At 70.4% G+C, this 23,723-nt stretch carries 22 protein-coding genes; 10 read left to right on the top strand and 12 right to left on the bottom strand.

Annotated features, from left to right (window positions below; genetic code table 11):
* Positions 1-8 precede the first annotated feature (8 nt).
* A complete protein-coding gene (gspF, locus tag BM198_RS16620) occupies positions 9-1,211 on the top strand; it encodes a type II secretion system inner membrane protein GspF (protein WP_074971523.1) in 1,203 nt (400 codons plus the stop codon).
* Here the strand turns inward: gspF and BM198_RS16615 are convergent.
* Together BM198_RS16615 and BM198_RS16610 are read right to left on the bottom strand one after the other, a co-directional pair.
* On the bottom strand, positions 1,192-2,940 hold the full coding sequence (locus BM198_RS16615; RefSeq protein ID WP_074971402.1) for an FAD-dependent oxidoreductase: 1,749 nt from the start codon (positions 2,938-2,940) through the stop codon (positions 1,192-1,194). The two genes, gspF and BM198_RS16615, sit on opposite strands and share 20 nt — an antisense overlap.
* Before the next feature lie 196 nt (positions 2,941-3,136).
* The gene (locus tag BM198_RS16610; RefSeq protein WP_074971401.1) at positions 3,137-4,675 is read right to left on the bottom strand and encodes a nucleobase:cation symporter-2 family protein; all 1,539 of its coding nucleotides are present in this window, start codon (positions 4,673-4,675) and stop codon (positions 3,137-3,139) included.
* Between the two features lie 318 nt (positions 4,676-4,993).
* Between BM198_RS16610 and BM198_RS16605 the strand changes: the two genes are divergently transcribed.
* Positions 4,994-5,629, top strand: a complete 636-nt coding sequence (locus BM198_RS16605; protein WP_074971400.1) for a helix-turn-helix transcriptional regulator — start codon at positions 4,994-4,996, stop codon at positions 5,627-5,629.
* 37 nt (positions 5,630-5,666) lie between these two features.
* On the opposite strand, the gene mnmH is transcribed toward BM198_RS16605, so the two are convergent.
* The gene (mnmH, locus tag BM198_RS16600) at positions 5,667-6,770 is read right to left on the bottom strand and encodes a tRNA 2-selenouridine(34) synthase MnmH (RefSeq protein WP_074971399.1); all 1,104 of its coding nucleotides are present in this window, start codon (positions 6,768-6,770) and stop codon (positions 5,667-5,669) included.
* Entirely contained in the window at positions 6,770-7,804 is a 1,035-nt protein-coding gene (gene selD, locus BM198_RS16595; protein WP_074971398.1) for a selenide, water dikinase SelD, read from the bottom strand. Before selD ends, mnmH begins: the two co-directional genes overlap by 1 nt.
* 658 nt (positions 7,805-8,462) lie before the next feature.
* On the opposite strand from selD, the gene BM198_RS16590 reads away from it, so the two are divergent.
* Genes BM198_RS16590 through phnE form a run of 4 tightly spaced genes read left to right on the top strand, consistent with a single transcriptional unit; the run spans position 8,463 to position 11,693 of the window.
* Complete coding sequence (locus tag BM198_RS16590) at positions 8,463-9,314, top strand: putative selenate ABC transporter substrate-binding protein (RefSeq protein ID WP_074971397.1); 852 nt, start codon at positions 8,463-8,465, stop codon at positions 9,312-9,314.
* On the top strand, positions 9,311-10,108 hold the full coding sequence (locus BM198_RS16585; RefSeq protein WP_074971396.1) for a phosphonate ABC transporter ATP-binding protein: 798 nt from the start codon (positions 9,311-9,313) through the stop codon (positions 10,106-10,108). The genes BM198_RS16590 and BM198_RS16585 overlap by 4 nt, the downstream gene beginning before the upstream one ends.
* The gene (locus BM198_RS16580) at positions 10,102-10,929 is read left to right on the top strand and encodes a PhnE/PtxC family ABC transporter permease (RefSeq protein ID WP_044403025.1); all 828 of its coding nucleotides are present in this window, start codon (positions 10,102-10,104) and stop codon (positions 10,927-10,929) included. Before BM198_RS16585 ends, BM198_RS16580 begins: the two co-directional genes overlap by 7 nt.
* Positions 10,926-11,693 (top strand): phosphonate ABC transporter, permease protein PhnE, encoded by a 768-nt coding sequence (gene phnE, locus BM198_RS16575; protein ID WP_074971395.1) that lies wholly within the window; start codon positions 10,926-10,928, stop codon positions 11,691-11,693. The genes BM198_RS16580 and phnE overlap by 4 nt, the downstream gene beginning before the upstream one ends.
* A 38-nt stretch (positions 11,694-11,731) precedes the next feature.
* Here phnE and blaPOM read toward each other — a convergent pair whose 3' ends face one another.
* The gene (blaPOM, locus tag BM198_RS16570; protein ID WP_074971394.1) at positions 11,732-12,592 is read right to left on the bottom strand and encodes a POM family subclass B3 metallo-beta-lactamase; all 861 of its coding nucleotides are present in this window, start codon (positions 12,590-12,592) and stop codon (positions 11,732-11,734) included.
* Between the two features lie 188 nt (positions 12,593-12,780).
* Here blaPOM and BM198_RS16565 point away from each other — a divergent pair, with 188 nt between their 5' ends.
* Both BM198_RS16565 and BM198_RS16560 read left to right on the top strand, forming a co-directional pair.
* On the top strand, positions 12,781-14,082 hold the full coding sequence (locus tag BM198_RS16565; protein WP_074971393.1) for a sensor histidine kinase: 1,302 nt from the start codon (positions 12,781-12,783) through the stop codon (positions 14,080-14,082).
* A 3-nt stretch (positions 14,083-14,085) separates the two neighbouring features.
* Positions 14,086-14,997 carry a response regulator gene (locus tag BM198_RS16560; RefSeq protein WP_074971392.1) on the top strand — a complete coding sequence of 304 codons (912 nt, stop codon included), beginning with the start codon at positions 14,086-14,088 and terminating at the stop codon, positions 14,995-14,997.
* A gap of 13 nt (positions 14,998-15,010) precedes the next feature.
* Here BM198_RS16560 and BM198_RS16555 read toward each other — a convergent pair whose 3' ends face one another.
* Positions 15,011-15,493 (bottom strand): MarR family winged helix-turn-helix transcriptional regulator, encoded by a 483-nt coding sequence (locus BM198_RS16555; protein WP_074971391.1) that lies wholly within the window; start codon positions 15,491-15,493, stop codon positions 15,011-15,013.
* 219 nt (positions 15,494-15,712) lie between these two features.
* Here BM198_RS16555 and BM198_RS16550 point away from each other — a divergent pair, with 219 nt between their 5' ends.
* Positions 15,713-16,264: an ATP-dependent Clp protease proteolytic subunit gene (locus tag BM198_RS16550; protein ID WP_044403002.1), complete on the top strand. Its 552-nt coding sequence runs from the start codon at positions 15,713-15,715 to the stop codon at positions 16,262-16,264.
* Positions 16,265-16,270: 6 nt separating this feature from the next.
* Here the strand turns inward: BM198_RS16550 and ligD are convergent, their stop codons facing one another.
* The 5 genes from ligD to BM198_RS16525 form a co-directional block, all read right to left on the bottom strand.
* Complete coding sequence (gene ligD, locus BM198_RS16545) at positions 16,271-18,760, bottom strand: DNA ligase D (protein ID WP_074971390.1); 2,490 nt, start codon at positions 18,758-18,760, stop codon at positions 16,271-16,273.
* Between the two features lie 64 nt (positions 18,761-18,824).
* Positions 18,825-20,156, bottom strand: coding sequence for a cation:proton antiporter (locus BM198_RS16540; protein ID WP_074971389.1), 1,332 nt, complete (start codon positions 20,154-20,156; stop codon positions 18,825-18,827).
* A gap of 61 nt (positions 20,157-20,217) precedes the next feature.
* The gene (locus BM198_RS16535) at positions 20,218-20,988 is read right to left on the bottom strand and encodes an alpha/beta hydrolase family protein (protein ID WP_074971388.1); all 771 of its coding nucleotides are present in this window, start codon (positions 20,986-20,988) and stop codon (positions 20,218-20,220) included.
* The gene (locus BM198_RS16530; RefSeq protein WP_074971387.1) at positions 20,975-22,072 is read right to left on the bottom strand and encodes a DUF3182 family protein; all 1,098 of its coding nucleotides are present in this window, start codon (positions 22,070-22,072) and stop codon (positions 20,975-20,977) included. The genes BM198_RS16535 and BM198_RS16530 overlap by 14 nt, the downstream gene beginning before the upstream one ends.
* Before the next feature lies 1 nt (position 22,073).
* Positions 22,074-22,502, bottom strand: coding sequence for a hypothetical protein (locus BM198_RS16525; protein ID WP_074971386.1), 429 nt, complete (start codon positions 22,500-22,502; stop codon positions 22,074-22,076).
* A gap of 154 nt (positions 22,503-22,656) precedes the next feature.
* On the opposite strand from BM198_RS16525, the gene ku reads away from it, so the two are divergent.
* Positions 22,657-23,556, top strand: coding sequence for a non-homologous end joining protein Ku (ku, locus tag BM198_RS16520; RefSeq protein ID WP_074971385.1), 900 nt, complete (start codon positions 22,657-22,659; stop codon positions 23,554-23,556).
* A gap of 9 nt (positions 23,557-23,565) precedes the next feature.
* On the opposite strand, the gene BM198_RS30185 is transcribed toward ku, so the two are convergent.
* On the bottom strand, positions 23,566-23,715 hold the full coding sequence (locus BM198_RS30185) for a hypothetical protein (protein ID WP_167368474.1): 150 nt from the start codon (positions 23,713-23,715) through the stop codon (positions 23,566-23,568).
* Between the last annotated feature and the right edge of the window lie 8 nt (positions 23,716-23,723).

Here is a 23,723-nt window from a genome sequence, read left to right as displayed (position 1 = left end):
ACATGGACGTGCAGCGCTTTCGCTACGAAGCCGCCGATGCAGGCGGGCGCATCGAGACCGGTGTGCTGGAGGCCGACAGCGAGCGCGGGGCCCTGGCGGCCCTGCGCGGGCGCGGCCTGGTGCCGTTGGAGGTGGCCCCGGCGGCGCCAGCCGCAACGGCGGGCTGGCTGGCACCGCGACTGTCGGAGACCGAACTGGCCGGCACCACCCGCCAGTTGGCCAGCCTGCTGGGCGCCGGCATGCCCCTGGAGGCGGCGCTGAGTGCGGCCCTGGAACAGGCCGAACGGCGCCACGTGGCCGAGGCCCTGGAGGCGGTGCGGGCGGACGTGCGCAGCGGGGTGCGCCTGGCCGATGCCCTGGGCGCGCGGCCACGGGACTTTCCCGCCATCTACCGCGCGCTGGTGGCGGCGGGCGAGGAGTCCGGCGACCTGGCCCAGGTGATGGAGCGCCTGGCGGACTACGTGGAGGAGCGCAACGCCCTGCGCGGCAAGGTGCTGACGGCGTTCATCTACCCAGCGGTGGTGGGGGTGGTGTCCATCGGCATCGTGGTCTTCCTGCTCGGCTTCGTGGTGCCCCAGGTGGTCAGCGCCTTCTCCCAGGCGCGCCAGGACCTGCCGGGCCTGACCCGCGCCATGCTCCAGGCCAGCGATTTCGTGCGTGCCTGGGGCCTGGCCTGCGCGGCGGCCCTGGTGGCCGCCGGCTGGGGCTGGCGGCGCTACCTGCAGAACCCGGCGGCACGCCTGGCCTGGCACACGCGGGTGCTGCGCCTGCCGCTGGTGGGGCGCTTCGTGCTGGGGGTGGACACGGCCCGCTTCGCCTCGACCCTGGCCATCCTCGGTGGTGCTGGGGTGCCGTTGCTGCGGGCGCTGGATGCAGCGCGGGAGACGCTCTCCAACGCGCGCCTGGCGGCCTGCGTGGCCCAGGCTTCCCTGGCGGTGCGCGAAGGCGTGGGGCTGGCGGTGGCGCTGAAGGCGGGGCGGGTGTTCCCGCCGATCCTCATCCACCTGATCGCCAGCGGGGAGAAGACCGGCGCGCTGCCGCCGATGCTGGAACGCGCAGCCCAGACCCTGTCGCGGGACATCGAGCGGCGCGCCCTGGGCATGACGGCGCTGCTGGAGCCGCTGATGATCGTGGTGATGGGCGGCGTGGTGCTGACCATCGTGATGGCCGTGCTGCTGCCCATCATCGAGATCAACCAGCTGGTTCAGTGACTGCGCGCGGGCTGCGGGCCGGGGCATCGAGCCCGGCGGCGTGGCGACCGGCGATGTAGCCGAAGGTCATGGCCGGGCCAAGGTTGATGCCGCCGGAGGGGTAGTGCCCGCCCATCACACTGGCCATGTCGGTGCCGGCGGCGTAGAGCCCGGCGATGGGCTGGCCCTGGGCGTCCAGCACCCGAGCGTGGCCATCGGTGCGCAGCCCGGCGAAGCTGCCGAAGCAGCCGGGCAACACCTTCACCGCATAGAGCGGACCGTGCTCGATGGGTGCCACGCAGGGGTTGGGGCCGGGATGGTTGGCGTCGCCGCTGCGGCGGTTGAAGGCGGTGCTGCCGCGTCCGAAGGCCGGGTCCTGGCCGTCGCGGGCGTGGCGGTTGTAGGTGGCGAGGGTGGCGGCCAGGCCGGCGGGGTCGATGCCGCAGGCGGCTGCCAGCGCCTCGGGCGTGGCCCCGCGCTTCAGGTAGCCGCTGCGCAGGTGCGCGCCGATCGGCAGCGGTGCCGGGCGTACGTGGCCCAGGCCGTAGCGGCGGAGGAAACGGTGGTCGCACACCAGCCAGGACACCACCGGTTCGCCTTCCGGCGTGGCGCGCAGCAGGGCGTCGACGTAGTCGTAGTAGCCGTGGGCTTCGTTGACGAAGCGTTGGCCGCTGGGCAGCACGGCGATCACCCCGGGCTTGCCGCGCTCGATGATGTGCGGGAAGTGCCCGGTGCTGCCGTCCCCGTGCGGCACCTCGGACACCGGCGCCCAGGCCAGCGGTGCGCGCAGGTCGCGGGCCACCACGCCTCCGGCAGACTCGCCCAGTCGCAGGCCGTCGCCGCTGCAACCGGGCGGCGGCAGGGCCAGGGTGGCCTGGCCGTTGCGCTCGTGCGGCACCAGCTCGCGCCGCCGCTCGGCGTCATGGGCGAAGCCTCCGGTGGCCAGCAGTACGGCACGGGCGCGGATGCTGTGTTCGACGCCGTCCTGCTCGATCACCGCGCCGCTGACGCGGCCTGCCTGCAGCAGCAGGCGCCGGGCCGGGGCCTGGGTCAGCAGGGTGACCCCCAGGTCTTCGGCGGAACGGGCCAGGCGCGCCACCAGCGCCACACCATTGACCAGCTGCAGGGCGCGACCATGACGGGCCAGGTGCCACAGGTGGCGGCTCACACGCCGCGCCACGTGGAGGAAGGCACGGGGCGAGCGGGTGAGGTTGAGGAAGGCGGCGAGGTCGGTGCCAGCCATGATCGGCATGCCGAGGAACGAGCTTTCCCGCATCGTCGTGCGCAGGCGGGGCAGCAGGTCCAGCACCGCGTGGCCGTCGTAGGGCGCGGCGATCAGCTGGTGTCCGCCGGTGGCCGCGCCGGGAGCGTCGCCATGCATGTCGGGAATGCCGTTGCCATCGGCGAACTGCAGGGCGGTGTGCTGCTCGAAGAAGGCCACCATCTCGGGGCCGTGATCGAGGAAGGCATCCACCAGTTCGGCGCGGTAGTGCTCGCCCAGCACGTGACGCAGGTAGGTGCGGGCCTGCCCGGGCGCTTCGTCGATCCCGGCCCGGCGCGCCAGCGGGTTGCGCGGCACCCACATCCAGCCCCCGGACCAGGCCGTCGCCCCGCCCAGCACCGGGTCCTTCTCCACCAGCACCACGCGCTTGCCGTGATGAGCCGCCGTAACCGCCGCCGCCAGCCCGGCAGCACCGGAACCGATGACCAGCAGGTCGCATTCGAGGGGAGGGGAAGCGGGTGTGGGCATGGGATATTCCTGAATATGGAACGATGTTCCATATTCTATGGAGGCTCCCGGGGCGGGACCAATCAGGCGGGGTGGGCAGTGGGCGGTCAGCGAACGGAAATGAACGGGCGTTTCCAGCAGGCCCGGCAACCCGCTGGGCCCTGCCGCCAATGAAAAACCCCGTCAAAGGACGGGGTTCTTCAGAGCAGGCAAGCCGTCACGCACTACTGGGTTCCGCCGCCTTGCTGCTGCGCCCGGCACTGCGTGGCGCGGGGTGGTGGTCGTCGTCCTCGCACAGGGGCACTTCATTGCCGGCGGCGTCGTACAGCTTGCCGTTCCGGAAGTAGTCACCCTCGTTCAGGCAGGCGATGTCGGTGTAGCGCAGCTGGCGCTCGCGGCCGGCAGCGATCACCGAAGGCTGGTCGGGCGTGCCGGCGGTGAAGTGGTTGAACACCAGGTTGAGCACGATGGCCATGATCGCGGCGGAGCTGATGCCGGAGTGGAAGATGGTTTCGAACCAACCCGGGAACTGGTGGTAGAAGGTCGGCGCGGCGATGGGGATCATGCCGAAGCCGATGGAGGTGGCGACGATGATCAGGTTCATGTTGTTGCGGTATTCCACCTTGGCCAGGGTGCGGATGCCACTGGCGGCCACGGTGCCGAACAGCACGATGCCGGCGCCGCCCAGCACGGAGGTGGGCACCGCCGCGATGATGCGCCCCATCACCGGCAGCAGGCCGAGGGTCACCAGGATCAGGCCACCGGTGGCCACCACGTAGCGGCTCTTCACCCCGGTGACGGCCACCAGGCCGACGTTCTGGGCGAAGGCGCTCTGGGTGAAGGAGCCGAACACCGGCGCCAGGATGCTGGACAGCATGTCGGCACGCAGGCCGTCACCCAGGCGGCGGGAGTCCACCTTGGTGCCGATGATCTCGCCCACGGCGAGGATGTCGGCGGAGGTTTCCACCAGGGTCACCATGATGACGATGCACATGGAGATGATGGCGGCCACATGGAAGGTCGGCATGCCGAAGTGGAAGACCGAGGGGAAGGCCACCAGCGGGCCTTCGGACACCTTGGAGAAGTCCGCCATGCCCAGGGACATGGCCACCAGGGTGCCGATCACCATGGCCAGCAGGATCGACAGGCGCGAGATGGTGGCGCTGCCCACCTTGCTCAGCAGCAGGACCACCGCGAGGGTGAGCCCGGCGAGGCCGATGTTGGCCATGCTGCCGAACTCCGGCGACTGGCTGTTGCCACCCATGGCCCAGCGCGCGGCCACCGGCATCAGCGTCAGGCCGATGGTGGTGATGACCACGCCGGTGACCAGCGGCGGGAAGAACTTGGTGATGCGGGAAAACACCGGAGTGATCAGCAGGCCGATGAGCGAGGCCGCCATCACCGCGCCGAGCACCGACTGGATGCCGCCGCCTTCCCCGCTCTGGAGGATGGCGATCATGGTCGCCACGCCGGCAAAGGACACGCCCTGGACCAGAGGCATCTGGCTGCCGAAGAAGGGAACACCGAGGGTCTGGAGGAGGGTGGCGAGGCCACCGGCGAAGAGCGAGGCGGCGATCAGCAGGCCGATCTCGGCGGGGGAGAGGCCGGCGGCCTGACCGAGGATCAGCGGTACGGCAACGATGCCGCCGTACATGGTCAGGACGTGCTGCATGCCGTACGCAAGGTTGGCGCCGACGCTGAGTTTTTCATCTTCCGGCCGTTGTGCTGCGGGCGCGGTCGTAGCGGTGTTTTTCATGGAGGTGCACTCACTTCTTGTCGTTGTGCGCGCACTGTAGTGCTTTTTGTCTCAATGTTTCCAGATGGTTGTATACATAAAATTCAGCACCCTGTGTGCGATTTGCGACCGGCCAGTCGGCGCTTTGGCGTAGGAGCGCGTGAAACCTGCGTTCCAGAGCGGATTCGTTGAAAGGGCCGAAAAGCGCCCGTGGCCGTGAAGCTGGACGAACGGTCAGGAAATCTGCGGGAAGGCCGTTCGCCGACACAGGGAATGCGCTCGACACTGGCCGGAATGCCCTTCTAATATGCAAGCCCCTTCTTGCCTAAAGCCCTGCCGATGACCGACGACTCCGCCACCTCCACGGCCGACCGCATCCTGATGCTGGTGAAGACCCGGGGCCCGCTGGCCACCGCTGAACTGGCGGAGGAATTGGAGCTGACCCCCGAGGCCGCCCGCCAGCAGGTGCAGAAGCTGGCACAGGGCGGCTTGCTGGAGGGCCAGCAGGCGCCCATCAGCGGGGCCGGGCGTCCGCGCCAGCGCTGGGCGCTCACCGAGGCCGGCCACCGGCGTTTCCCCGATGCCCATGCGCAACTCACCGTGCAGTTGATCGCCTCGGTGCGGCAGCTGTTCGGGGAGGAGGGCATGGACCGCCTGATCGGCCAGCGCGAGTGCGAGACCCGTGCGCTCTACCGCCAGGCCTGTCAGGCCGACAGCGTGGTCGGGCGCCTGCAGCAGCTCGCCGAGGTGCGCTCCCGCGAGGGCTACATGGCGCGGGTGGAAGCCGATGGCGCGGACTGGCTGCTGATCGAGGACCACTGCCCGATTTGCGCAGCGGCCACCGTCTGCCAGGGGTTTTGCCGCTCGGAGCTGCAGCTGTTCCGCGAGGTGATCGGCGCCGACGCCGAGGTGGAGCGCGAGCAGCACCTGCTGAGCGATGCCAATCGCTGTGTCTACCGCGTTCGCCTGAAGTGAGCCTCGCGCCCGAAGTTGCCGGGCGCGGGGCAGGGGGTCAGCGCCGGGACGGGCGCTGGCGGAGGTAGTCGAGCACGGCGGCCTGGTCGCCGGCGAACTCGATGCGCGCGGCCTTGCCTTCGCGCTGGAAGGCGTACATCGGGTCGTAGTATTCCCGCAGCAGGCCTTCGATCCAGCCCCGGTGCAGGTCCACCTCGCCGCTGGCCTGCTGGCGTTGCAGCGCCTCGTCGAGGATCGCCGTCATGCGCTTGTGGCGCTCGCCACCCAGGCGCTTGAGGATGTTGGCCATGCCCTGGCGCAGGCGTGCGGCGAACTGCTCGAAACCGGCTTCCTCGCCGTGCAGGGCGACGAACTCGGCGCACAGGCCGATCACGTAGTCCCGCAGGATGCGCTCCACGCGGTTCTCGAAACTGTCGTCCAGCCACACCAGCGGGTACTGCTGCATGCCCTGGTACAGCTCCAGGGGCAGGTTGCAGCTGCCCACCACACGGCCCTCGTCCTCCAGCACGAACTGACCGATGCCGCTGTCGCGCTTGCGCAGCAGATCGATGGCCAGGCCGTTCTCGAAGTCGATCTGCGCCGGCTGGGCGGTGGCGCGGCGACCGAAGCTGGAGCCCCGGTGGTTGGCGTGGCCTTCCAGGTCCAGGGCGTTGCCGAGGGCCTGGATGACGTCGGTCTTGCCGGTGCCGGTGAGGCCGCCCACCAGCACGAAGTCGCACTCGTGCACAGCGGCCTGGAGGGTCTCGATGAGGAAGGTCCGCATCGCCTTGTAGCCACCGGTGACGCGCGGGTACTGGATGCCGGCCTCGTCCTTCAGCCACTGCTGGACGATCTGCGAGCGCAGCCCGCCACGGAAGCAATAGAGGTAGCCATCGGGGTGGGCCTGGGCGAAGGCGGCCCAGGCTTCGATACGGGCCGCCTTGGTGGCGCCGCTGACCAGCTGGTGGCCGAGGGCGATGGCGGCTTGCTGGCCCTGCTGCTTGTAGCAGGTGCCGACCTTCTGCCGCTCGATGTCGGTCATCAGCGGCAGGTTGACCACACCGGGGAATGCGCCCTTGGCGAATTCCACCGGTGCACGGGCGTCCATCATCGGCACGCCCTCGAGGAACAGGCGGCGGTAGTCGGTGGTGTTTTCGCGCATCACTCCACCTCTACCGCGTGGCTCTGTCGCTCGGCCAGTTCGCCGATGGGCGCCAGGTCCAGGCCCAGTTCGCGGGCCACGGCGAGGAACTCCGCCTCGCCCTCCGGCGCCACTGCCACCAGCAGGCCGCCGCTGGTCTGCGGGTCGCAGAGCAGGTGGCGACGGGCCTCGTCCAGCGGGGCGATGCGCTCGCCGTAGCTGTCGAAGTTGCGCAGGGTGCCGCCGGGGATGCAGCCCTCGGCCAGGTAATGCTCCACGCCGGGCAGGCGCGGCACCGCGTCGTAGCGGATGTGCGCGGTCAAGCCGCTGCCGTCGGCCATCTCCACCAGGTGGCCGAGCAGGCCGAAGCCGGTGACGTCGGTCATGGCGTGGACGCCGGCCAGCTTGCCGAAGCGGCTGCCCGGGCGGTTCAGGGTGCACATCCAGTCGCGGGCCAGGTGGCGGTCCTGCTCGCGCAGCTTGGACTTCTTCTCCGCCGTGGTGAGGATGCCGATGCCCAGCGGCTTGGTCAGGTACAGGCGGCAGCCGGCGGTGGCGGTGTCGTTGCGCTTCATGTGGCGCTTGTCCACTACGCCGGTGACGGCCAGGCCGAAGATCGGCTCGGGGGCGTCGATGGAATGGCCACCGGCCAGGGGGATGCCGGCCTCGTCGCACACTGCGCGGCCGCCACGGATGACCTCGCGGGCGACTTCCGGCGGCAGCACGTTGACCGGCCAGCCGAGGATGGCGATGGCCATCAGCGGGTCGCCGCCCATGGCGTAGATGTCGCTGATGGCGTTGGTCGCGGCGATGCGGCCGAAGTCGAAGGGGTCGTCGACGATGGGCATGAAGAAGTCGGTGGTGGAGACCACCCCGCGCTCCTCGTCTAGGGCGTAGACCGCCGCGTCGTCGCGGGAGGCGTTGCCCACCCACAGGCGCGGGTCCAGGTTCTGCGCACCGCTGCCGGCGAGGATCACTTCCAGCACCTTGGGGGAGATCTTGCAGCCGCAGCCGGCGCCGTGGCTGTACTGGGTCAGGCGGATGGGTTCGCTCATGTCGCACCTCACTGAAATCGTGGCGGCGGATTCTATCAGGCCGCTGGGAAACTCACCGGGCCGCCGCTGCGGCAATAGACATCCTCTGGATGTCCATTGGGTTAGGTCCCTGTAACGAGCCGTGTGCTCATGCTGCTTAACCAGTTCTGTTGATGTCACCTGTTTCGCCTTCCCAGGCGAGTCACTTTTCTCAAACGCCCAGAAAAGTAACCAAAAGGGCTCGCCCCTGCATCCGGGTCCCGCTTCGCGGGACTTCCCTCGCTCCATCGTTGCTACTCGCTTCGCTCGCCCTTCGGGCCGCACTGAAGTGCGTTCGCTGCAAGCAGCGTCCGGGGGCCGGCGCGATGGGCCATCCATGGCCTGGCGCGCCTCTCGCGGCATCCATGCCGCTCGTCCCCCTGCGCAACGACTGCGCTCGGCCTCCTGAAGGGGCATTTTCCCTGCCTCACCTTCCTCTCCAAGCAGAAGTCCAGCGTACGCCCGTGTCTTCTTCCTTTCGGAAAGAGAGGCGGGAAGGGGCTCCAAGGGCTTTGAAAGTCGAGATAGAAAGCCCCAGCAATGCTGGCCTTTGCGCCCGCGATTCCTATAATTCCGCCGCGGCGCCCGCAGTGGCCGCCCATCTCCCCCGATCCTTCCGCTATTGAACCGGAGAATCAGCATGCTCAAGCGCACCCTGGCCCTCGTTGCCGGCCTTGCCCTGTCCTGTTCCGCCCTGGCCGTGCAGGCCACCGAAACCCTGCGGGTCAGTGCCATCCCCGATGAAGCGCCCACCGAGCTGCTGCGTAAGTTCAAGCCGCTCGGCGCCTACCTGGAGCAGCAACTGGGCATGAAGGTGCAGTTCGTGCCGGTGGCCGACTACCCGGCGGTGGTCGAGGCGCTGGCCACCGAACGCCTGGACCTGGCCTGGCTCGGCGGCTTCACCTTCGTCCAGGTGCGCCTGAAGACCGGCAATGCCATCCCCCTGGTCCAGCGCGAGCAGGACGCCCAGTTCACCAGCAAGTTCATCACCGCCAACCCGGAGGTGAAGAGCCTGGCCGACCTCAAGGGCAAGAGCTTCGCCTTCGGTTCGGTGTCCTCCACCTCCGGCAGCCTGATGCCGCGCTTCTTCATGCTCAAGGACGGCATCAAGCCCGAGACCTACTTCAGCCGCGTGGCCTATTCCGGCGCCCATGACGCCACCGTGGCCTGGGTCCAGGCCGGCAAGGTGGACGGCGGCGTGCTCAACGCCAGCGTCTGGGAGAAGCTGGTGGCCGCCGGCAAGGTGGACACCGCCAAGGTGCGCGTGCTCTCCACCACGCCGACCTACTACGACTACAACTGGACCGTGCGCGGCACCCTCGACCCTGCCCTGGCCGAGAAGATCAAGGCCGCCTTCCTCGCCCTCGACCCTGCCAACCCGGAGCACAAGGCGATCCTCGACCTGCAGGCCGCCAGCCGCTTCATCGAGACCCAGCCCGAGAACTACAAGGGCATCGAGGAGGCCGCCCGGGCCGCCGAACTGCTGAAATGACCGTCCGCCTCACCGGCGTGGGCCTGCGCCTCGGCCAGGTCCGCGCCCTGGACGGCATCGACCTGCACATCGAGGCCGGCGAGCGGGTGGCGGTCATCGGTCCCTCTGGGGCCGGCAAATCCAGCCTGCTCAACCTCCTGGCCACCGCCCTGCAACCCGACAGCGGCACGGTGGAGCTGCTCGGCGAGGCGCCCTGGCGCCTCTCGGGCCGTGCCCGCCAGCGCCTGCGCACGCGCATCGGGCTGATCCACCAGGCACCGCCGCTGCCCTCGCGCCAGCGCGTGGTCACCGCCGTGCTCGCCGGGCGCCTGGGGCGCTGGGGCACCCTGCGCGGGCTGGCCAGCCTGCTGCACCCACGGGATGTGCCCGGTGCCCGCGCGGCCCTGGCCACCCTCGGCCTGGCGGACAAGCTCTTCGCCCAGTGCGGCCAGCTGTCCGGCGGCCAGTTGCAGCGCGTCGGCATCGCCCGCGTGCTGTACCAGCAACCCGAACTGCTGCTGGCGGACGAGCCGGTCTCGGCCATGGACCCGGTGCTGGCCGATCACACCCTGGAGACCCTCTGCCGCCATGCCGGCGAGCGTGGCGTCACCCTGGTGGCCAGCCTGCATGCCGTGGAGCTGGCCCTGGCGCACTTCCCCCGGGTGATCGGCGTGCGCGACGGCCGCCTGGCCTTCGACCTGCCGGCCGCCCAGGTCACCCCCGAACGCCTGGACGCGCTCTACGCCAACGCTGGTATCGCCTCGCCACAGGCCGCCGACGCGGCCCCCGCCCCGGTGCAGATCCCCCGATGCTGAGCCGCGACACCCGCGATCCGGCCTTCCTGCCGCGCCTGCTGCTGGGGTTGCTGGCGGTGCTGGTGCTGTGGCCGGGCATCCGCCTGGCCGAACTGGACCCGCGCGTGCTGTTCCAGGCCGACAGCCGCCAGGCCATGGGCGGCTTCCTGGCCGGGTTCTGGCCGCCGGCCCATGGCGCCGAGTTCCTTGAGCTGCTGCTGGACGCCACCCTGCAGACCCTCGCCGTGGCCACCGCCGGCATGGCCCTGGCGTTGCTGCTGGCGGTGCCCATGAGCCTGCTGGCCAGCCGCGCGCTGTCGCTGTCGGCCGCCTCCCGCAGCGGTCGACCCAGCACCCTCGGGCTGGTGCTGCGCTGGCCGGTGCGGGCCTTGCTGGTGTTCCTGCGCAGCGTGCCGGAGATCGTCTGGGCGCTGCTGTTCGTCCGCGCCGTGGGCCTGGGGCCGACCGCCGGGGTGCTGGCCATCGCCATCACCTACAGCGGCATGCTCGGCAAGGTCTACGCGGAAATCTTCGAATCGGTCGGCCAGCGGCCTGCCCATGCCCTGATGCAGGCCGGTGCCGGGCGTCTGTCGGCGTTCTTCTACGGCATCCTGCCCAGCGCCGCCGGCGAGCTGGTGTCCTACACCGTGTACCGCTGGGAGTGCGCCGTGCGCGCCTCGGTGGTGATGGGCTTCGTCGGTGCCGGCGGGCTCGGCCAGCAGATCGACCTGTCGATGCGCATGTTCGCCGGTGCCGAGGTGGCCAGCATGCTGCTGACCTTCCTGCTGCTGGTGTGGCTGGCGGACCAGTTGAGCCGCCTGCTGCGCGGGAGGCTGGCATGAAGCGGGTGATCGACCTGGCCATCGTCCTCGCCCTGCTGGCGGCCGTGGTGGGGTCGTTCCGCTACCTCGGGCTCGACCTCCAGGCCTTGCTGGGGGAGGGCGTGGGCGGGCAGATGGCCGACTACGCCCTGCGCTTCCTGCGGCCGGACCTGGGGCTGGAGCACCTCCAGGCGGTGGGCCGGGGGGCGCTGGAAACCCTGGCCATGTCCGGCCTGGGCACGCTCCTGGCCGCGCTGCTCGGCCTGCTCCTGGCACTGCCCGCCGCCGGGCGTTTCGGCTGGCCGGGCAAGGCCCTGGCGCGGCTGCTGCTCAATGCCCTGCGGGCCATTCCGGAGCTGGTGTGGGCGGCGCTGATGGTGCTGGCGGCCGGCCTCGGCCCCAATGCCGGAGCCCTGGCCCTGGCGGCGCACACCGCCGGGGTGCTCGGCCGGCTGTTCGCCGAGGCCCTGGAGAACGCCCCGCCGGAGCCCGCTGACGCGATCCGCCTGGAGGGCGGCAGCCACCTGGCGGCCTTCTGCTACGGCACGCTGCCCAACCTCTGGCCGCAGTTGCTGGCCTACATGCTGTACCGCTGGGAGAACAACATCCGCATGGCCAGCGTGCTCGGCTTCGTCGGCGCCGGCGGGCTGGGGCAGATGCTCTACACCACCCTCAGCCTGTTCCAGGAGCGCCAGGCCAGCACCGTGATCCTCGCCATGCTGGCCCTGGTGCTGCTGGTGGATGCCCTCAGCGACCGCATGCGCCAGCGCTGGGTACGGGCCTGAAGGGCGCTTCTAGAAAACCACCTGCGTCATCAGAGACCTCAGCCGCCGCGCTGCTTCTTCAGTTGCGCGTCGAAGGCGGCCTCGGCCTTGTCGGCGTAGGCCTTGCAGCTCATGGGCGACGGGTTGGGGTGTTCGGCGTTGGTGTAGTCCCAGCCGCTGGCCTCGGCGTGGGGGGTGATCAGCAGGTCGCAGGGCAGGGCGCGGACGGCGGCGAAGCCGCTGCGGAAGGCCTCGGCGATCTTCGGGAAGCGCGGGTTCATCCACAGGCTGTAGCCGGGGGCGCTCAGGCTGTCGCTGTAGGCGATGCGCAGGGGCTTGCCGTCGCGGCGGTCGGTCCAGGTCCAGCTCAGGCTGCCGGGGGTGTGCCCGGGGGTGAAGTGGGCAGTGAAGGTCATGCCGCCCAGCTCCACCGTTTCGCCGTCCTGCACCAGGCGGTCCACCTGCACCGGGGCGAAGACCATGTCGTCGCCGAAGTGGATGTCCTGGCTGTCGCCGCGCTGCAGCAGCATGGCCGATTCGGCGTTGCTCACCAGTTGCGCGCCGGTGGCCTTCTTGATGGCGGCCAGCGGGCCCACGTGATCGATGTGGGCGTGGCTGTGCAGGATCAGCTTGAGGTCGCCCGGCGCCACACCCAGCTCGCGCATGTTGGCCAGCAGGTGGTCGGCCACCTGGGGCATGCCGCCGTCCAGCAGCACGGCGCCTTCCGGCGTCTTCACCAGCAGCGCGGTGATGCTGGCGGTGCCGATGTGCCAGGTGTTGTCGGCGATGCGCAGCGGTGCCACCGGGGTCAGCCAGGCGGCCGGGGCGGTGTAGGGCTGCAGTTGCGGCAGGACGGCCTGGGCGGCCACGGCGGGTTGGGCCAGCAGCAGGGCAAGGCCGAGGGGGGTCAGGGTACGCACGGCGCAGTCCTCGGAAAATGAAGGGGCGCCATTCTGACTGCCTGGTCGCGCAGGTCAATGCCTGTCGACTGGCCAGCCTGTCGGCGCGTGCCGCGCAGCGCCTGTAACGCGAATGAGACAGCTGTCACAGGATGGCAACCTGATATTGCTTCAATGGCCGCCAATCAACGGGCTCGGGGGAGTCGCCAATGGCAGCCGAAAACGCGCTGGAACGCCTGCTCAGACCGGTGGCGGCGCTGCCGCCGAGCCTGAGCATCAGCGACGTGGCGGACCAGCTGCTGGCTCCCGAGCACCGCCGCTTCCTGTCCCTCCCTGTGGTGGAAGGCGGTCGGCCCATCGGCCTGGTGAGCCGCTACACCCTGCAGGACATCTTCATGCAGCGCTTCGGCCGCGACCTCTGGGGCCGCCGCCCGGTGGCCGACGTGATGAACGCCGAGCCCCTGGTGCTGAGCCTGGACAGCAACCTGGAGCAGGCCGCCAAGCAGGTCACCGCCGGCCTGCAGTACCCCATCACCGAGGACTTCATCCTGGTGGACGGCGACGGCCTGTACCGCGGCCTCGGCACCGTGCTCGACCTGCTCAAGGCCATGGAGCTGCGCATCGCCCAGCGCAACCGGGTGCTGCGCCAGGCCCTGGTGGACCTCAAGGAGTCCCAGGCGCAGCTGGTGCAGTCGGAGAAGATGGCTTCCCTCGGGCAGATGGTCGCCGGCGTCGCCCATGAGCTGAACACCCCGCTGGGCTACGTGCGCAACAACGTGCAGCTGCTCGACCAGCTCAGCGCCCCGCTGGTGGAGCTGGCCCGCAGCCAGGCCGCGCTGGCCGATTGCCTGGCCGACCCGACTTGCGACGAAGCGCGCCTGGCCCAGGCCTTAGAAGCTGCCGCCGCCATGCGCGAGCAGGCCGCTCCCGAGCAACTGGCGGACGACCTGCGGCAACTGCTCGACGACACCCTCTACGGCCTCGGCCAGATCGGCGAGCTGGTGGTGGGGCTGAAGGACTTCGCCCGGCTCGACCGCGCCATGGACGAGGCCGTGGACCTCAACGACTGCGTGCGCAGCGCCTTGCTGATCGCCCGCAACCACATCAAGGACAAGGCCGAGGTGGTGCTGGGCCTGGGCGAACTGCCCGCCGTCAGCGCCGCGCCCTCGCAGATCAACCAGGTGCTGCTCAACCTGCTGACCAACGCCGCCCAGGCCATGGTCGGCCACGGCCGCATCCAGATCCGCAGCTGGGCCGAAGGCGACTGGGTGTGCGTCTCGGTGCAGGACAGCGGCTGCGGCATGGCACCCGAGGTGGCCCGGCGCATCTTCGACCCGTTCTTCACCACCAAGCCGGTGGGCGAGGGCACCGGCCTGGGCCTGTCCATCAGCTACAAGATCATCCAGGACCACGGCGGCAGCATCCGCGTGGCCTCTGAACTGGGGCGCGGCACGCGCTTCCTCATCCGCCTGCCGACTGCGCAGGCCCGCGCCCTGAAATGGAGTGCCTGAGCCATGACATCCGCCATCCGCATCCTGTTCGTCGACGACGAGGAGCGCATCCTGCGCAGCCTGGCCATGCAGTTCCGCCGGGACTACCAGGTGGTCACCGAGAGCGACCCGCTGCGCGCCCTGGAGCGCCTGGCGCGGGAGACCTTCCACATCGTGGTCAGCGACCAGCGCATGCCGCAGATGAACGGCGCCGAGCTGCTGACCCAGGCCCGCGAGATCGCCCCGGACTGCCTGCGCATCCTGCTCACCGGCTACTCCGACCTGGATGCGGCGGTAGAGGCGCTGAACAGCGGCGGCATCTTCCGCTACCTGACCAAACCCTGGGACCCGCAGGAAATGGCCTTCACCCTGCGCCAGGCGGCGGAGATCGCCACCCGCCCGCAGGCCGCCTCGGCCAGCGCACCCAGCGCCGAACCCCGTGGCCTGAGCGTGCTGCTGCTGGACGAAGACCCGGAGACCCTGGCCAGCGTGGCCGACTTCTGCATGGCCGGCGGCCACCGCCTGCTGCGGGCCCGCAGCCTCACCGAGGCCATCGGCCTGCTGAACGAGGAGGGCGCCGACCTGCTGGTGAGCGACCTGCGCTGCGGCGGTGAAGACACCGCGCCGCTGCTCAAGTCACTGGCCCAGGCCCACCCGCGCCTGCTCAGCCTGGTGGTGACGCCGTTCCGCGACACCCAGGCGCTGCTGCAACTGGTGAACGAGGCGCAGATCTTCCGCTACCTGCCCAAGCCGATCCGCCGGGGGCTGTTCGAGAAGGGCCTTAAGGCGGCTGCCGAGCAGGCGCGCAACTGGCGCGAGCAGCCGGCCCAGGTGCCGGCGCGGCAGGCCGAACTGCCGCGCGAGGCGCGGGAGAAGGAGCGTGTAGGGAGCCTGCTGGGCATGCTCGGCCGGCTGCGGGAGCGGCTCAGCGCCTGAGGCAGGCGCTGCATCAGCTGCCGCGATAGACCTTGCGCAGCAGCTGCAGGAGGGTGTCCCGCTCGGCGTCGTTCAGGGCACTGGTGGACTCGATGTCGCTTTCTGCCGCGACCTGCTTGAGGTCCTTCAGCAGCTGCTCGCCGGTCTTGCTGAGGAAGATCCCGTAGGAGCGCTTGTCCGGCTTGCAGCGCACCCGCACCGCCAGCGCACGGGCTTCCAGCTTGTTCAGCAAGGGCACCAGTTGCGGCGGCTCGATGGCCAGGGCACGGGCCAGGTCCGCCTGCATCAGCCCCGGGTTCTGGTCGATGATCGCCATCGCCGAGAACTGCGCCGGGCGCAGGTCATGCACCGCCAGCTTGTTCACCAGGTGCTGGAAGACCTTCAGCTGGGCGCGGCGCATGGCGTAGCCAATCAGTTCATCCAGGGAAGTGTCGAGCACAGCGGGCTCTGCGGTTTCGATTGCAGCGTCGGCGGGGGTGGCGGCACGTCGGGCCATGGGGTCTCACTCGGCAGAATTAGTTAATAGCGCTATGCATTTTGCGTGCATCGCGCCGCTTCCGCCAGCCACCTGCGCACGGTGCCCCGGCCCGGCGGCCAATTGGGGGGAACCCTGGGCGACCCGTGTCACTCCATCCAGAAGGGGCCCGGACGCGCGGTCCGGGCCGGGACGGCAGCGAACCCGCGTGGATGCGGGGCGACTGCGGAGGAGGACGGGATGAGAAGCCATGTGGTGCACTTCACGGCGCCGATCAACTCGCACACGTGCGGCCAGCTGATCGACAAATGCTCCCAGGCGATCCAGCAGGGGGCGGACGAACTGATCATCAAGATCGCCACCATGGGTGGGGAATGCAGCTACGGGTTCTCCCTGTACAACTTCCTCGTCTCGCTGCCGGTGCCGGTGAAGACCCACAACCTGGGCACGGTGGAATCCATGGGCAACATCATCTTCCTGGCCGGGGAGCGGCGCACGGCCTGCCCGTACAGCAAGTTCCTGTTCCACCCCTTCCACTGGACCCTCAACGGCGCGGTGGACCATGCGCGCATGTCCGAGTACGCCATGAGCCTGGACTACGACCTGCACCTGTACGACGCCATCGTCCAGGCACGTACCGACGGCGCCCGCGTGCCCATCGACGTGCTGGCCTGCCTGACCGCCGCGCCGAAGATCTTCAACGTCGACGAGGCCCTGGCCGCCGGGCTGATCCACGAGGTGGACTGCCTCGGCATGCCCACCGAGGCGGTCAACTGGTGCGTGCACAGCTGAGCCCGGCTAGGCCAGGCCCAGCTTGCGGCGCATCGCCACGGTCAGGCGCTGGCGGGTACCGGGCAGGTCCCGCCAGGGGTCTTCGCCCAGGTCGTCCAGGCGCTTGTGCAGGGTGAGCAGGGACCAGGCCTGGGCATTCCTGAGCGTCGCCAGCTCTTCGAAGCCCACCGGCACCGATACCGGCAGCCCCTCCCGCGCCCGCAGGGAGTAGGCGCAGACGGTGGTGGCGCCGGCGCCATTGCGCAGGTAGTCGATGAAGATGCGCCCGACCCGGTTGCGCGGGCCGGACTTGGCCGCGAAGCGCTGGGGCAGGTTGCGCGCCATGTGCTGGGTGATGCCCTGGCTGAAGGCTTTCACCGTGTCCCAGTCGTGCTTCGGAGCCAGGGGCACGATCAGGTGCACGCCCTTGCCGCCGCTGGTCTTGAGGAAGGCCCGCAGGCCCAGTTCGTCCAGCACCGCCAGGGTCAGCTCGGTGGCCTCCAGCATGGTCTTCCAGGGCAAGGCCGGGTCCGGGTCGAGGTCCAGCACGAAGCGGTCGGGGTGCGCCAGGTCGGCGGTGGTGGCATTCCAGGTGTGCAGCTCCAGGGTGCCCATCTGCACGGCGCCGAGCAGCGCCTCGGGGCTGTCCAGCAGCAGGCCCGGCTGGCCGGCGCGGGCCTTGTCCAGCACGCCGATGGCCTGGGTGCCCAGGCTGCCCGGGTTCTTCTGGAAGAACTGCTCGCCCTCGATGCCTTCCGGCACCCGCAGCAGGGCCACCGGGCGCTGGGCCAGGTGCGGCAGCAGCCAGGGGGCGATGGTTTCGTAGTACCGGGCCACATCGCCCTTGGTCAGGCCGCTGGCCGGGTCGATCACCCGCTGCGGGTGGGTGATGCGCACGGCCGCCGAATTGGCCGTCTCCTCGCCCTGCAGGCGCTGGGCGGCGACGGGCTCGTCGCGGGTGATGGCGCGGGCCGGCTTGTCCTCCCGCAGGCCCTTGAACACCGCCTGGCGCACGATGCCTTCACGGGTCATCTCGGCGAAGGCCACTTCCGCCAGCACCTCCGGACGCAGCCAGTGCACGCCGCGCGCCTCGGCCCCGCGCGGCGGCTGGGAGCAGGCCGGCTGGCGTGTCTCCAAGGTCTTGAGCCGGGCATGCACGCGGGCGAGCACGGCCTGGTCGAAGCCGGTGCCCACCTTGCCGGCGTAGCGCAGTTCGCCGTGGGCATCGTGCAGCGCCAGCAGCAGGGCACCGAAATGCGAGCGGCTGCCCTTGGGCTCGGTGTAGCCGACGATGACGAATTCCTGCCGGCGCTTGCACTTGAGCTTGATCCAGTCGCTGCTGCGCCGGCCCGCGTAGAGGCTGCCGGCGCGCTTGCCGATCAGGCCCTCCAGGCCCAGCCGGCAGGCGCTGTCGAGCACCGCCTCGGCGGGTTCCGTGAAGGACTGGGAATAGCGCAGCAGACCGTCCTCGTCGAGCGGCTCCAGCAGCTGCGCCAGGGCTTCCCGGCGCTGCTCCAGCGGCGTCTCGCGCAGGTCGCTGCCGTTGAGGTGCAGCAGGTCGAAGAGGTAGTACAGCGCCGCCTCGCTGCGGCCCACCTCGAAGGCGTTCTGCAGGGCCTGGAAGTCGGGCTGGCCGTCCTCGTCCATCACCACCACTTCGCCGTCCAGCCAGGCCTCGTCCACCGGGAGGCGTGACAGGGCCCGGGCCTGGGCCGGCAGGCGGGCGGTCCAGTCATGGCCGTTGCGGGTGAACAGCTGCACCTGGCCGTGATCGAGGCGGGCCAGCAGGCGGTAGCCGTCGAACTTCACCTCGTAGTGCCAGTCCCCGGCCGGTGGACGGTCCACCAGGGTGGCCAGCTGCGGCTTGAGCTGCGCGGGCAGGGCGGCGGCCTTGGGCTTGGCCGCCTTGCGCCGGGTGCGCGGGGCCTGGGTCCTGGCCTCGCGGGGCACCAGGCGGCGCTCGCTGAGCACGCTGTCCGGGCGTGATTCGGTGATGCTCAGCTCGCTCTCGGGGTGGGCCGCCGCGTCCCGGTGCTTGATCAGGAACCATTGCTCCTGCTTGCCCGGCAGCTGGGTGCGCACCAGGTTCCACTGGCCGGCGAGCTTCTCGCCCTGCAGCTCGAAGCGCAGGCGCCCGGCACGGTAGCCGGCCACCGGGTCGCCCTGGGGAATCCACACGCCCCGGTCCCAGACGATCACATCGCCCGCGCCGTAGTGACCCTCGGGGATGTGGCCTTCGAAGTCGGCGTAGTCCAGCGGGTGATCCTCCACGTGGATGGCCAGACGCCGGGCGGCCGGGTCCAGGCTCGGGCCCTTGGGCACCGCCCAGCTCTTCAGGGTGCCCTCCAGCTCCAGGCGGAAGTCGTAGTGCAGGCGCGTCGCATCGTGCTTCTGGATGCAGTAGCGCAGCGCGTGCCCGGCCGCCTTCTTGTTGCCGCGCCGGCGCGCGGAGGTGCCGGGCTCGGGGGTGGCGTCGAAGTCGCGCTTGCGGGCGTAGTCGTTCAGGGCGTCGCTCATGGCAGGTCCTCCTGTGCAGGGGAGTGGCCGGCGGGGCGGAAGGTTCAGGTCGCTTCGCGAGCGGTCAGGGATCGGGGTGGAAGCGCTTGAGCAGCGGCTGGATCGACAACCCGTGGAGCAGGATGCTCAGCGCCACCACGCTCAGCACCAGGTCGCCGAGGCGGTCCTGGTCCAGCGCCCGGGGCGCATGGGCCAGGGCGAAGCACAGGTAGTACAGGCTGCCGATGCCGCGTATGCCGAACCAGCCCACCAGGTACCGCTGGGACCGGGGAATGCCGTGGCGACCCAGCAGCAGCGCCACCATCAGCGGGCGCACGCCGACGAACAGCAGCAACGCCACCGGCACCGCTTCCCAGCGCCAGTGCTGGGCGAGCAGGGCACCGAGCACCGTCACCAGCAGCACTTCGAGGATGCGTTCGAGCAGGTTGCCGAAGGCCTGGATGTCCACCATCAACGCGCTGGCGGCGATCTGCGGGTGGCGCGCCGGGTCCTCGCCGAACTCGATCAGCGCCTGGGTGTGGCTGTCCTCGCGCAACTCGCCCTGGCGCGCCGACTCCTCGGCCGGCACCGGGCCGCTGGCGCGGGCTTCGGCGTGGCGCATGCCGAGCCCGGCGGCGAAGGTGCTGAGAAAGCCCCAGCCGCCCAGCGCCTCGGCCAGCACGTAGGACAGGGCGATCACCGCCAGGGCGATGAAATCGTTCGGCGACACGGCGGTCTCGGTGTGGCGGGCGCGCAGGCGGATCACCCCGCGCCCCACCGCGCGGCCGAAGCCGAACCCCACCAGCAGCCCCACCGGCACCGCCCAGAGCACGTCGTTGGCCAGCCAGTGCAGCCAGGTGGCCTGCCCGGGCAGGCCGGAGCCCTGGAGGAACAACAGGCCCAGCATCACGAAGGGGAAGGCGATGCCGTCGTTCAGCCCGGCCTCGCCGGTGAGGGCGAAGCGCATCGGGTCGGTGTCGCTGGCGTGGTTCACCTGGATCAGGTTGGCCAGCACCGGGTCAGTGGGCGAGAGGATCGCCGCCAGCAGCAGGCAGAAGCCGAAGTCCAGGCCCAGCAGCGCCTGCAGCAGGAGCGCGAACACCAGCACGGTGGCCACCAGCACCGGCCCGGCCAGCAGCCAGGCCGGGCGCCACTGGCGGGCATTCAACGGCAGGCGCAGGCGCAACCCGGCGAGGAACAGCGACACCAGCACGGCCACCTCCACCAGGTGCCCGAGCCAGGTGCGAACCTGGGGCAGGTCCTGCTGCCAGAGGCCCAGCCCCAGGGGGCCGATCAGCAGCCCGAAGCCCAGGTACAGGGCCGAGGTGGTGATCGGCAGCAGGCGCACGTAGGCAGAGGCCAGCCCGAGGATCAGCAGCAGGCCGCCCAGGACCAGCAGCCACTGCTGGAAGCTCACCCTGGAGTCTCCGCAAGGGCGGATCGTGGCTTTCGCGAGACGCAGGCGGTGCCGACCATGCTCAGGAGTAGCGGGAAGAGTGGTGCGGGTAGGCGCCGACGCGGGCACCGATGACCATCTCGCTGATCCAGTTGGTGAGGATGCGCGTATAGGCCTGCTGGTGATGGTCCTCGCTGAGGGCGTGGTCGGCGCCATCGAGGATGCGATGGGTGAGGGAGTGGGCCTGCTCGAAGGCAGCGCGGTAGCTCATCAGCGTCATGTGCGGGACGTAGCTGTCGTGCTCCGACTCCACCAGCAGCACGTCGCCGGTGAAGGCGGCGCAGGCCTTCAGCGCGAGGTTTTCGTCGGGGTTCCAGGGCAGGCGCCGGTAGCGCGCCAGGCGGGCCACGTCGAGGGACTGCTTGGGGCGGTCCCATTCCTCGTCCCAGTACAGGGCCGGCACCCGCAGGGCCAGCCACTTCACCGGGCGTCGGGTGGTGAGGAAGGTGGCCAGGTAGCCGCCGTAGCTGCTGCCGATCACCGCGATGGCCTCGGGGTTGACCGCCGGGTGTGCCGCCAGCCGGTCGTAGGCCGCGAGGATGTCGGCCAGGTTCTGCTCGCGGGTGACGCTGGCCTTGGCCTCGGCGGTGCGCTCGTGGCCGCGCAGGTCGAAGGTCAGGCACACGCAGCCGAGCCCGGCGATGCCCTTGGCCCGCGCCAGGTCGCGTTGCTGGCTGCCGCCCCAGCCGTGGACGAAGAGGATGCCCGGCACGCGGGCCTCGGGGGAGAGCAGGGTGCCGCACAGGGGCTGGCCCTCGACGATGATTTCCAGGGCCTGGCTATGGGCGGTCATCAGCGATTACCTCCACGTATTTGCACAGGCGCCCCAGCCCGGGCACCTCGCCGTCGAAGAGCACCCAGGCGTCGGCCGGCACCCGGGGCTCGCCATAGGTTTCCCGGGTGCGGGCGTGGACCCGCCGGCACGCCGGCTCCGCGTCGAACAGTTCCAGGGCGAAGACCTCCGCCGCACTGGCTCCGCCCACCCGCCAGGATTGCTCCAGCACCCCGGAGCGCCACTGGCCTTCGGCATTGCGCCCGCGCGCCACGTCGTAGTTGCGGCGCGAGGCGAGCAGGTCGGGGTAGCTGTGCAGGGCGGCCTCTTCGTAGCGCCGGGCCTGTTGCACCGCCAGGCGTATCGAGGCCGGCAGCGGCTCGGCCAGCAGCGCGTCGTAGCCGCCGCGCACCAGGTACAGGTCCGAGCCGCCGTAGACCGGCTCGCCGGCGCCGTCGCGGGTCAGGTGCTGCACGCCGTGGTAGCTGGCCAGCAGGCCGTTCACCTCCACCTGGCCGACGCTGTAGGTCGCCACGTCCTCCAGTTGCTCTTCCAGCACCAGGCCCCAGGTGGCCAGTTCATCGGTCGGCAGCTGCGCCATCAGGGCGTCCAGTTCCGCCAGCTGGCGGATCACCTGCTGGCCGCGCCCGGCCTTGGCGCGCACCGGTTTGGCCCGCAGCGGGCCGCGTTCCAGCAGGCGCTGCCCGGCGCGCCGGGCGTCCTCCGGGCTGAACACGCTGAAGCCCTCCAGCACGGCATCCCCGGCCTGTTCGGCGAAGGCGTCGGACCAGCCCCGTGGCGCCTGGGCGCCAGGGCCCGCGAGGGGATGGCCGATGGCCTTGGTGGCCATGAAGGGCTCGGCGACCCAGCCGCCGAAGAGCTGCCCGATGTGGCTCAGGCCGTGACGCTGGGTCGGGCCCACCAGGGTGTCGTCGGGCAGCAGGTAGTGCCGCCCGGGCTCCTCGACCTGGGTGATGGGCGCGGGGTCGAAGGGGCAGCCCAGCAGGCGCGCCAGGCGTCCGCCGAGCAGGCGCTGCACGCAGGCTTCGTGCTCGGCCAGGGGGGTACCACTGCGCAGCAGGCGCACGTCGGCAGGGCAGGCCATGTCATTGCTCCTGCCAGCGGCCGCCGCTCTTCTCGCAATCGGTGCGCACCTGGCCGAGGTCGGTCATCTGGTAGTAGCGGGTGAGCACGCGGGCATCGTTCGGCACCGCCGGGCGTGCCGTGTCCGGCCCACGGGAACTGGCGCGTGGGTTGGCCAGGCTCTCCTGGTCCAGCGGGGCGTCGCAGCGGGCCTGCTCGCCGCCGGGGCACTGGGCGACCCGCTGCTTGCGGGTGCTGGTCATGTCCTTGCTCTCGTTGCTGCAGGACCAGTCCAGCGCCTCTGCCGGCATGCCGACGAATTCGTAGCAGCTCTCGGTCTCGATGCCGGTGACCGCCGCGCTGGAGGTGCGGCTGTTGACGTGGCAGCCCTCGGCAAGGGCGAGCCCGGCGGGCAGGCAGCCGAGCAGCAGGAGCAGGGGAAGGCGGCGCATGGCGGTGTCTCCTTCGCGTCCGTACCTGGGTTGTGAGCAGCGGTACGCGCCGGGAGTTCAGGGTGTTTGATGGGCGGCACGGGCGCCTGCGCCAGGGGAAACTTTCTGCCGTGCGGGCCGGTCATCGAAAGACGGCATGACGAAGGAGAAGCCCATGGCACGCGCGATCTGGAAAGGGGCGATCAGCTTCGGGCTGGTGCACATCCCGGTGGACCTGGTGTCCGCCAGCAGCTCCGGCGGGGTGGATTTCGACTGGCTGGACGACCGCTCCATGGAGCCGGTGGGCTACCGCCGGGTGAACAAGGTCACCGGCAAGGAGGTGCCCCGCGAGCACATCGTCAAGGGGGTGGAGCACGCCCCCGGCGAGTACGTGGTGCTGAGCGAGGAAGAGATCCAGCAGGCGCACCCGCGTGCGACGCGGACCATCGACATCTTCGCCTTCGTGGATGCCGGGCAGATCCCGTTGCAGAACATCGACACGCCCTACTACCTGAGCCCCGACCGGCGCAGTGGCAAGGTCTATGCGCTGCTGCGCGAGTCCCTGGCGGCCAGCGGCAAGGTGGCCCTGGCGGAGGTGGTGTTGCGCACCCGCCAGTACCTGGCGGCGGTGATGCCCCAGGAGTCGGCGCTGGTATTGGTGACGCTGCGCTGGCCGGCGGATGTGAAGGGCCTGGGCATTCTCGACCTGGGCAGCGAGGTGACCGAGCCGACCCTGGCCAAGGGCGAGCTGGCGATGGCCAAGCGGCTGATCGAGGACATGACCCAGGACTGGCAGCCGGATGACTACCGCGACACCTTCACCGAGAAGGTGATGGACCTGGTGGAACAGAAGGCCCAGGAGGGCCACGTGGAGCGGGTCGAACGGCCGGACGAGGAGGCGCCCCAGGGCGCGGACATCATCGACCTCACCGAGCTGCTGCGACGCAGCCTGGGCGGCAAGGGGGCAAAGCCGGAAAAGACCGAGAAGGCCGAGCCGGCCAAGGCACCGCGCAAGCGTGCCCCGGCCAAGGCGGCGAAGGACGACGCCAGCCGGCCGCGCCGGCGCAAGGCCTGAGGGCGCGGCTCAACGCGGCGCGTCCTCGGGCGGGGCCTGGCGCGGCGTCGGTTCCACCGGCGGGTCGCCACGGTCGAGCTGGGAGCCCGGGTCTTCGTTGCCGGGGTCGTCGAGGATCGGTTCTTCGGTGCTCGGGGCATGCGGTTGCTGGGCGTTCATGGGGAACT

Origin of the sequence: Metapseudomonas otitidis (genome assembly GCF_900111835.1) — a bacterium.
Lineage (GTDB): Bacteria > Pseudomonadota > Gammaproteobacteria > Pseudomonadales > Pseudomonadaceae > Metapseudomonas > Metapseudomonas otitidis.
This window is presented reverse-complemented; position numbering and strand designations above follow the sequence as displayed.

Bases quoted from the DNA above. Each gene is read 5' to 3' on its own strand.
- BM198_RS16615 (WP_074971402.1), bottom strand. From the start codon at position 2,940: ATGCCCACACCCGCTTCCCCTCCCCTCGAATGCGACCTGCTGGTCATC.
- BM198_RS16610 (WP_074971401.1), bottom strand. From the start codon at position 4,675: ATGAAAAACACCGCTACGACCGCGCCCGCAGCACAACGGCCGGAAGAT.
- BM198_RS16605 (WP_074971400.1), top strand. From the start codon at position 4,994: ATGACCGACGACTCCGCCACCTCCACGGCCGACCGCATCCTGATGCTG.
- mnmH (WP_074971399.1), bottom strand. From the start codon at position 6,770: ATGCGCGAAAACACCACCGACTACCGCCGCCTGTTCCTCGAGGGCGTG.
- selD (WP_074971398.1), bottom strand. From the start codon at position 7,804: ATGAGCGAACCCATCCGCCTGACCCAGTACAGCCACGGCGCCGGCTGC.
- BM198_RS16590 (WP_074971397.1), top strand. From the start codon at position 8,463: ATGCTCAAGCGCACCCTGGCCCTCGTTGCCGGCCTTGCCCTGTCCTGT.
- BM198_RS16585 (WP_074971396.1), top strand. From the start codon at position 9,311: ATGACCGTCCGCCTCACCGGCGTGGGCCTGCGCCTCGGCCAGGTCCGC.
- BM198_RS16580 (WP_044403025.1), top strand. From the start codon at position 10,102: ATGCTGAGCCGCGACACCCGCGATCCGGCCTTCCTGCCGCGCCTGCTG.
- phnE (WP_074971395.1), top strand. From the start codon at position 10,926: ATGAAGCGGGTGATCGACCTGGCCATCGTCCTCGCCCTGCTGGCGGCC.
- BM198_RS16565 (WP_074971393.1), top strand. From the start codon at position 12,781: ATGGCAGCCGAAAACGCGCTGGAACGCCTGCTCAGACCGGTGGCGGCG.
- BM198_RS16560 (WP_074971392.1), top strand. From the start codon at position 14,086: ATGACATCCGCCATCCGCATCCTGTTCGTCGACGACGAGGAGCGCATC.
- BM198_RS16555 (WP_074971391.1), bottom strand. From the start codon at position 15,493: ATGGCCCGACGTGCCGCCACCCCCGCCGACGCTGCAATCGAAACCGCA.
- BM198_RS16550 (WP_044403002.1), top strand. From the start codon at position 15,713: ATGAGAAGCCATGTGGTGCACTTCACGGCGCCGATCAACTCGCACACG.
- ligD (WP_074971390.1), bottom strand. From the start codon at position 18,760: ATGAGCGACGCCCTGAACGACTACGCCCGCAAGCGCGACTTCGACGCC.
- BM198_RS16535 (WP_074971388.1), bottom strand. From the start codon at position 20,988: ATGACCGCCCATAGCCAGGCCCTGGAAATCATCGTCGAGGGCCAGCCC.
- BM198_RS16530 (WP_074971387.1), bottom strand. From the start codon at position 22,072: ATGGCCTGCCCTGCCGACGTGCGCCTGCTGCGCAGTGGTACCCCCCTG.
- BM198_RS16525 (WP_074971386.1), bottom strand. From the start codon at position 22,502: ATGCGCCGCCTTCCCCTGCTCCTGCTGCTCGGCTGCCTGCCCGCCGGG.
- ku (WP_074971385.1), top strand. From the start codon at position 22,657: ATGGCACGCGCGATCTGGAAAGGGGCGATCAGCTTCGGGCTGGTGCAC.
- BM198_RS30185 (WP_167368474.1), bottom strand. From the start codon at position 23,715: ATGAACGCCCAGCAACCGCATGCCCCGAGCACCGAAGAACCGATCCTC.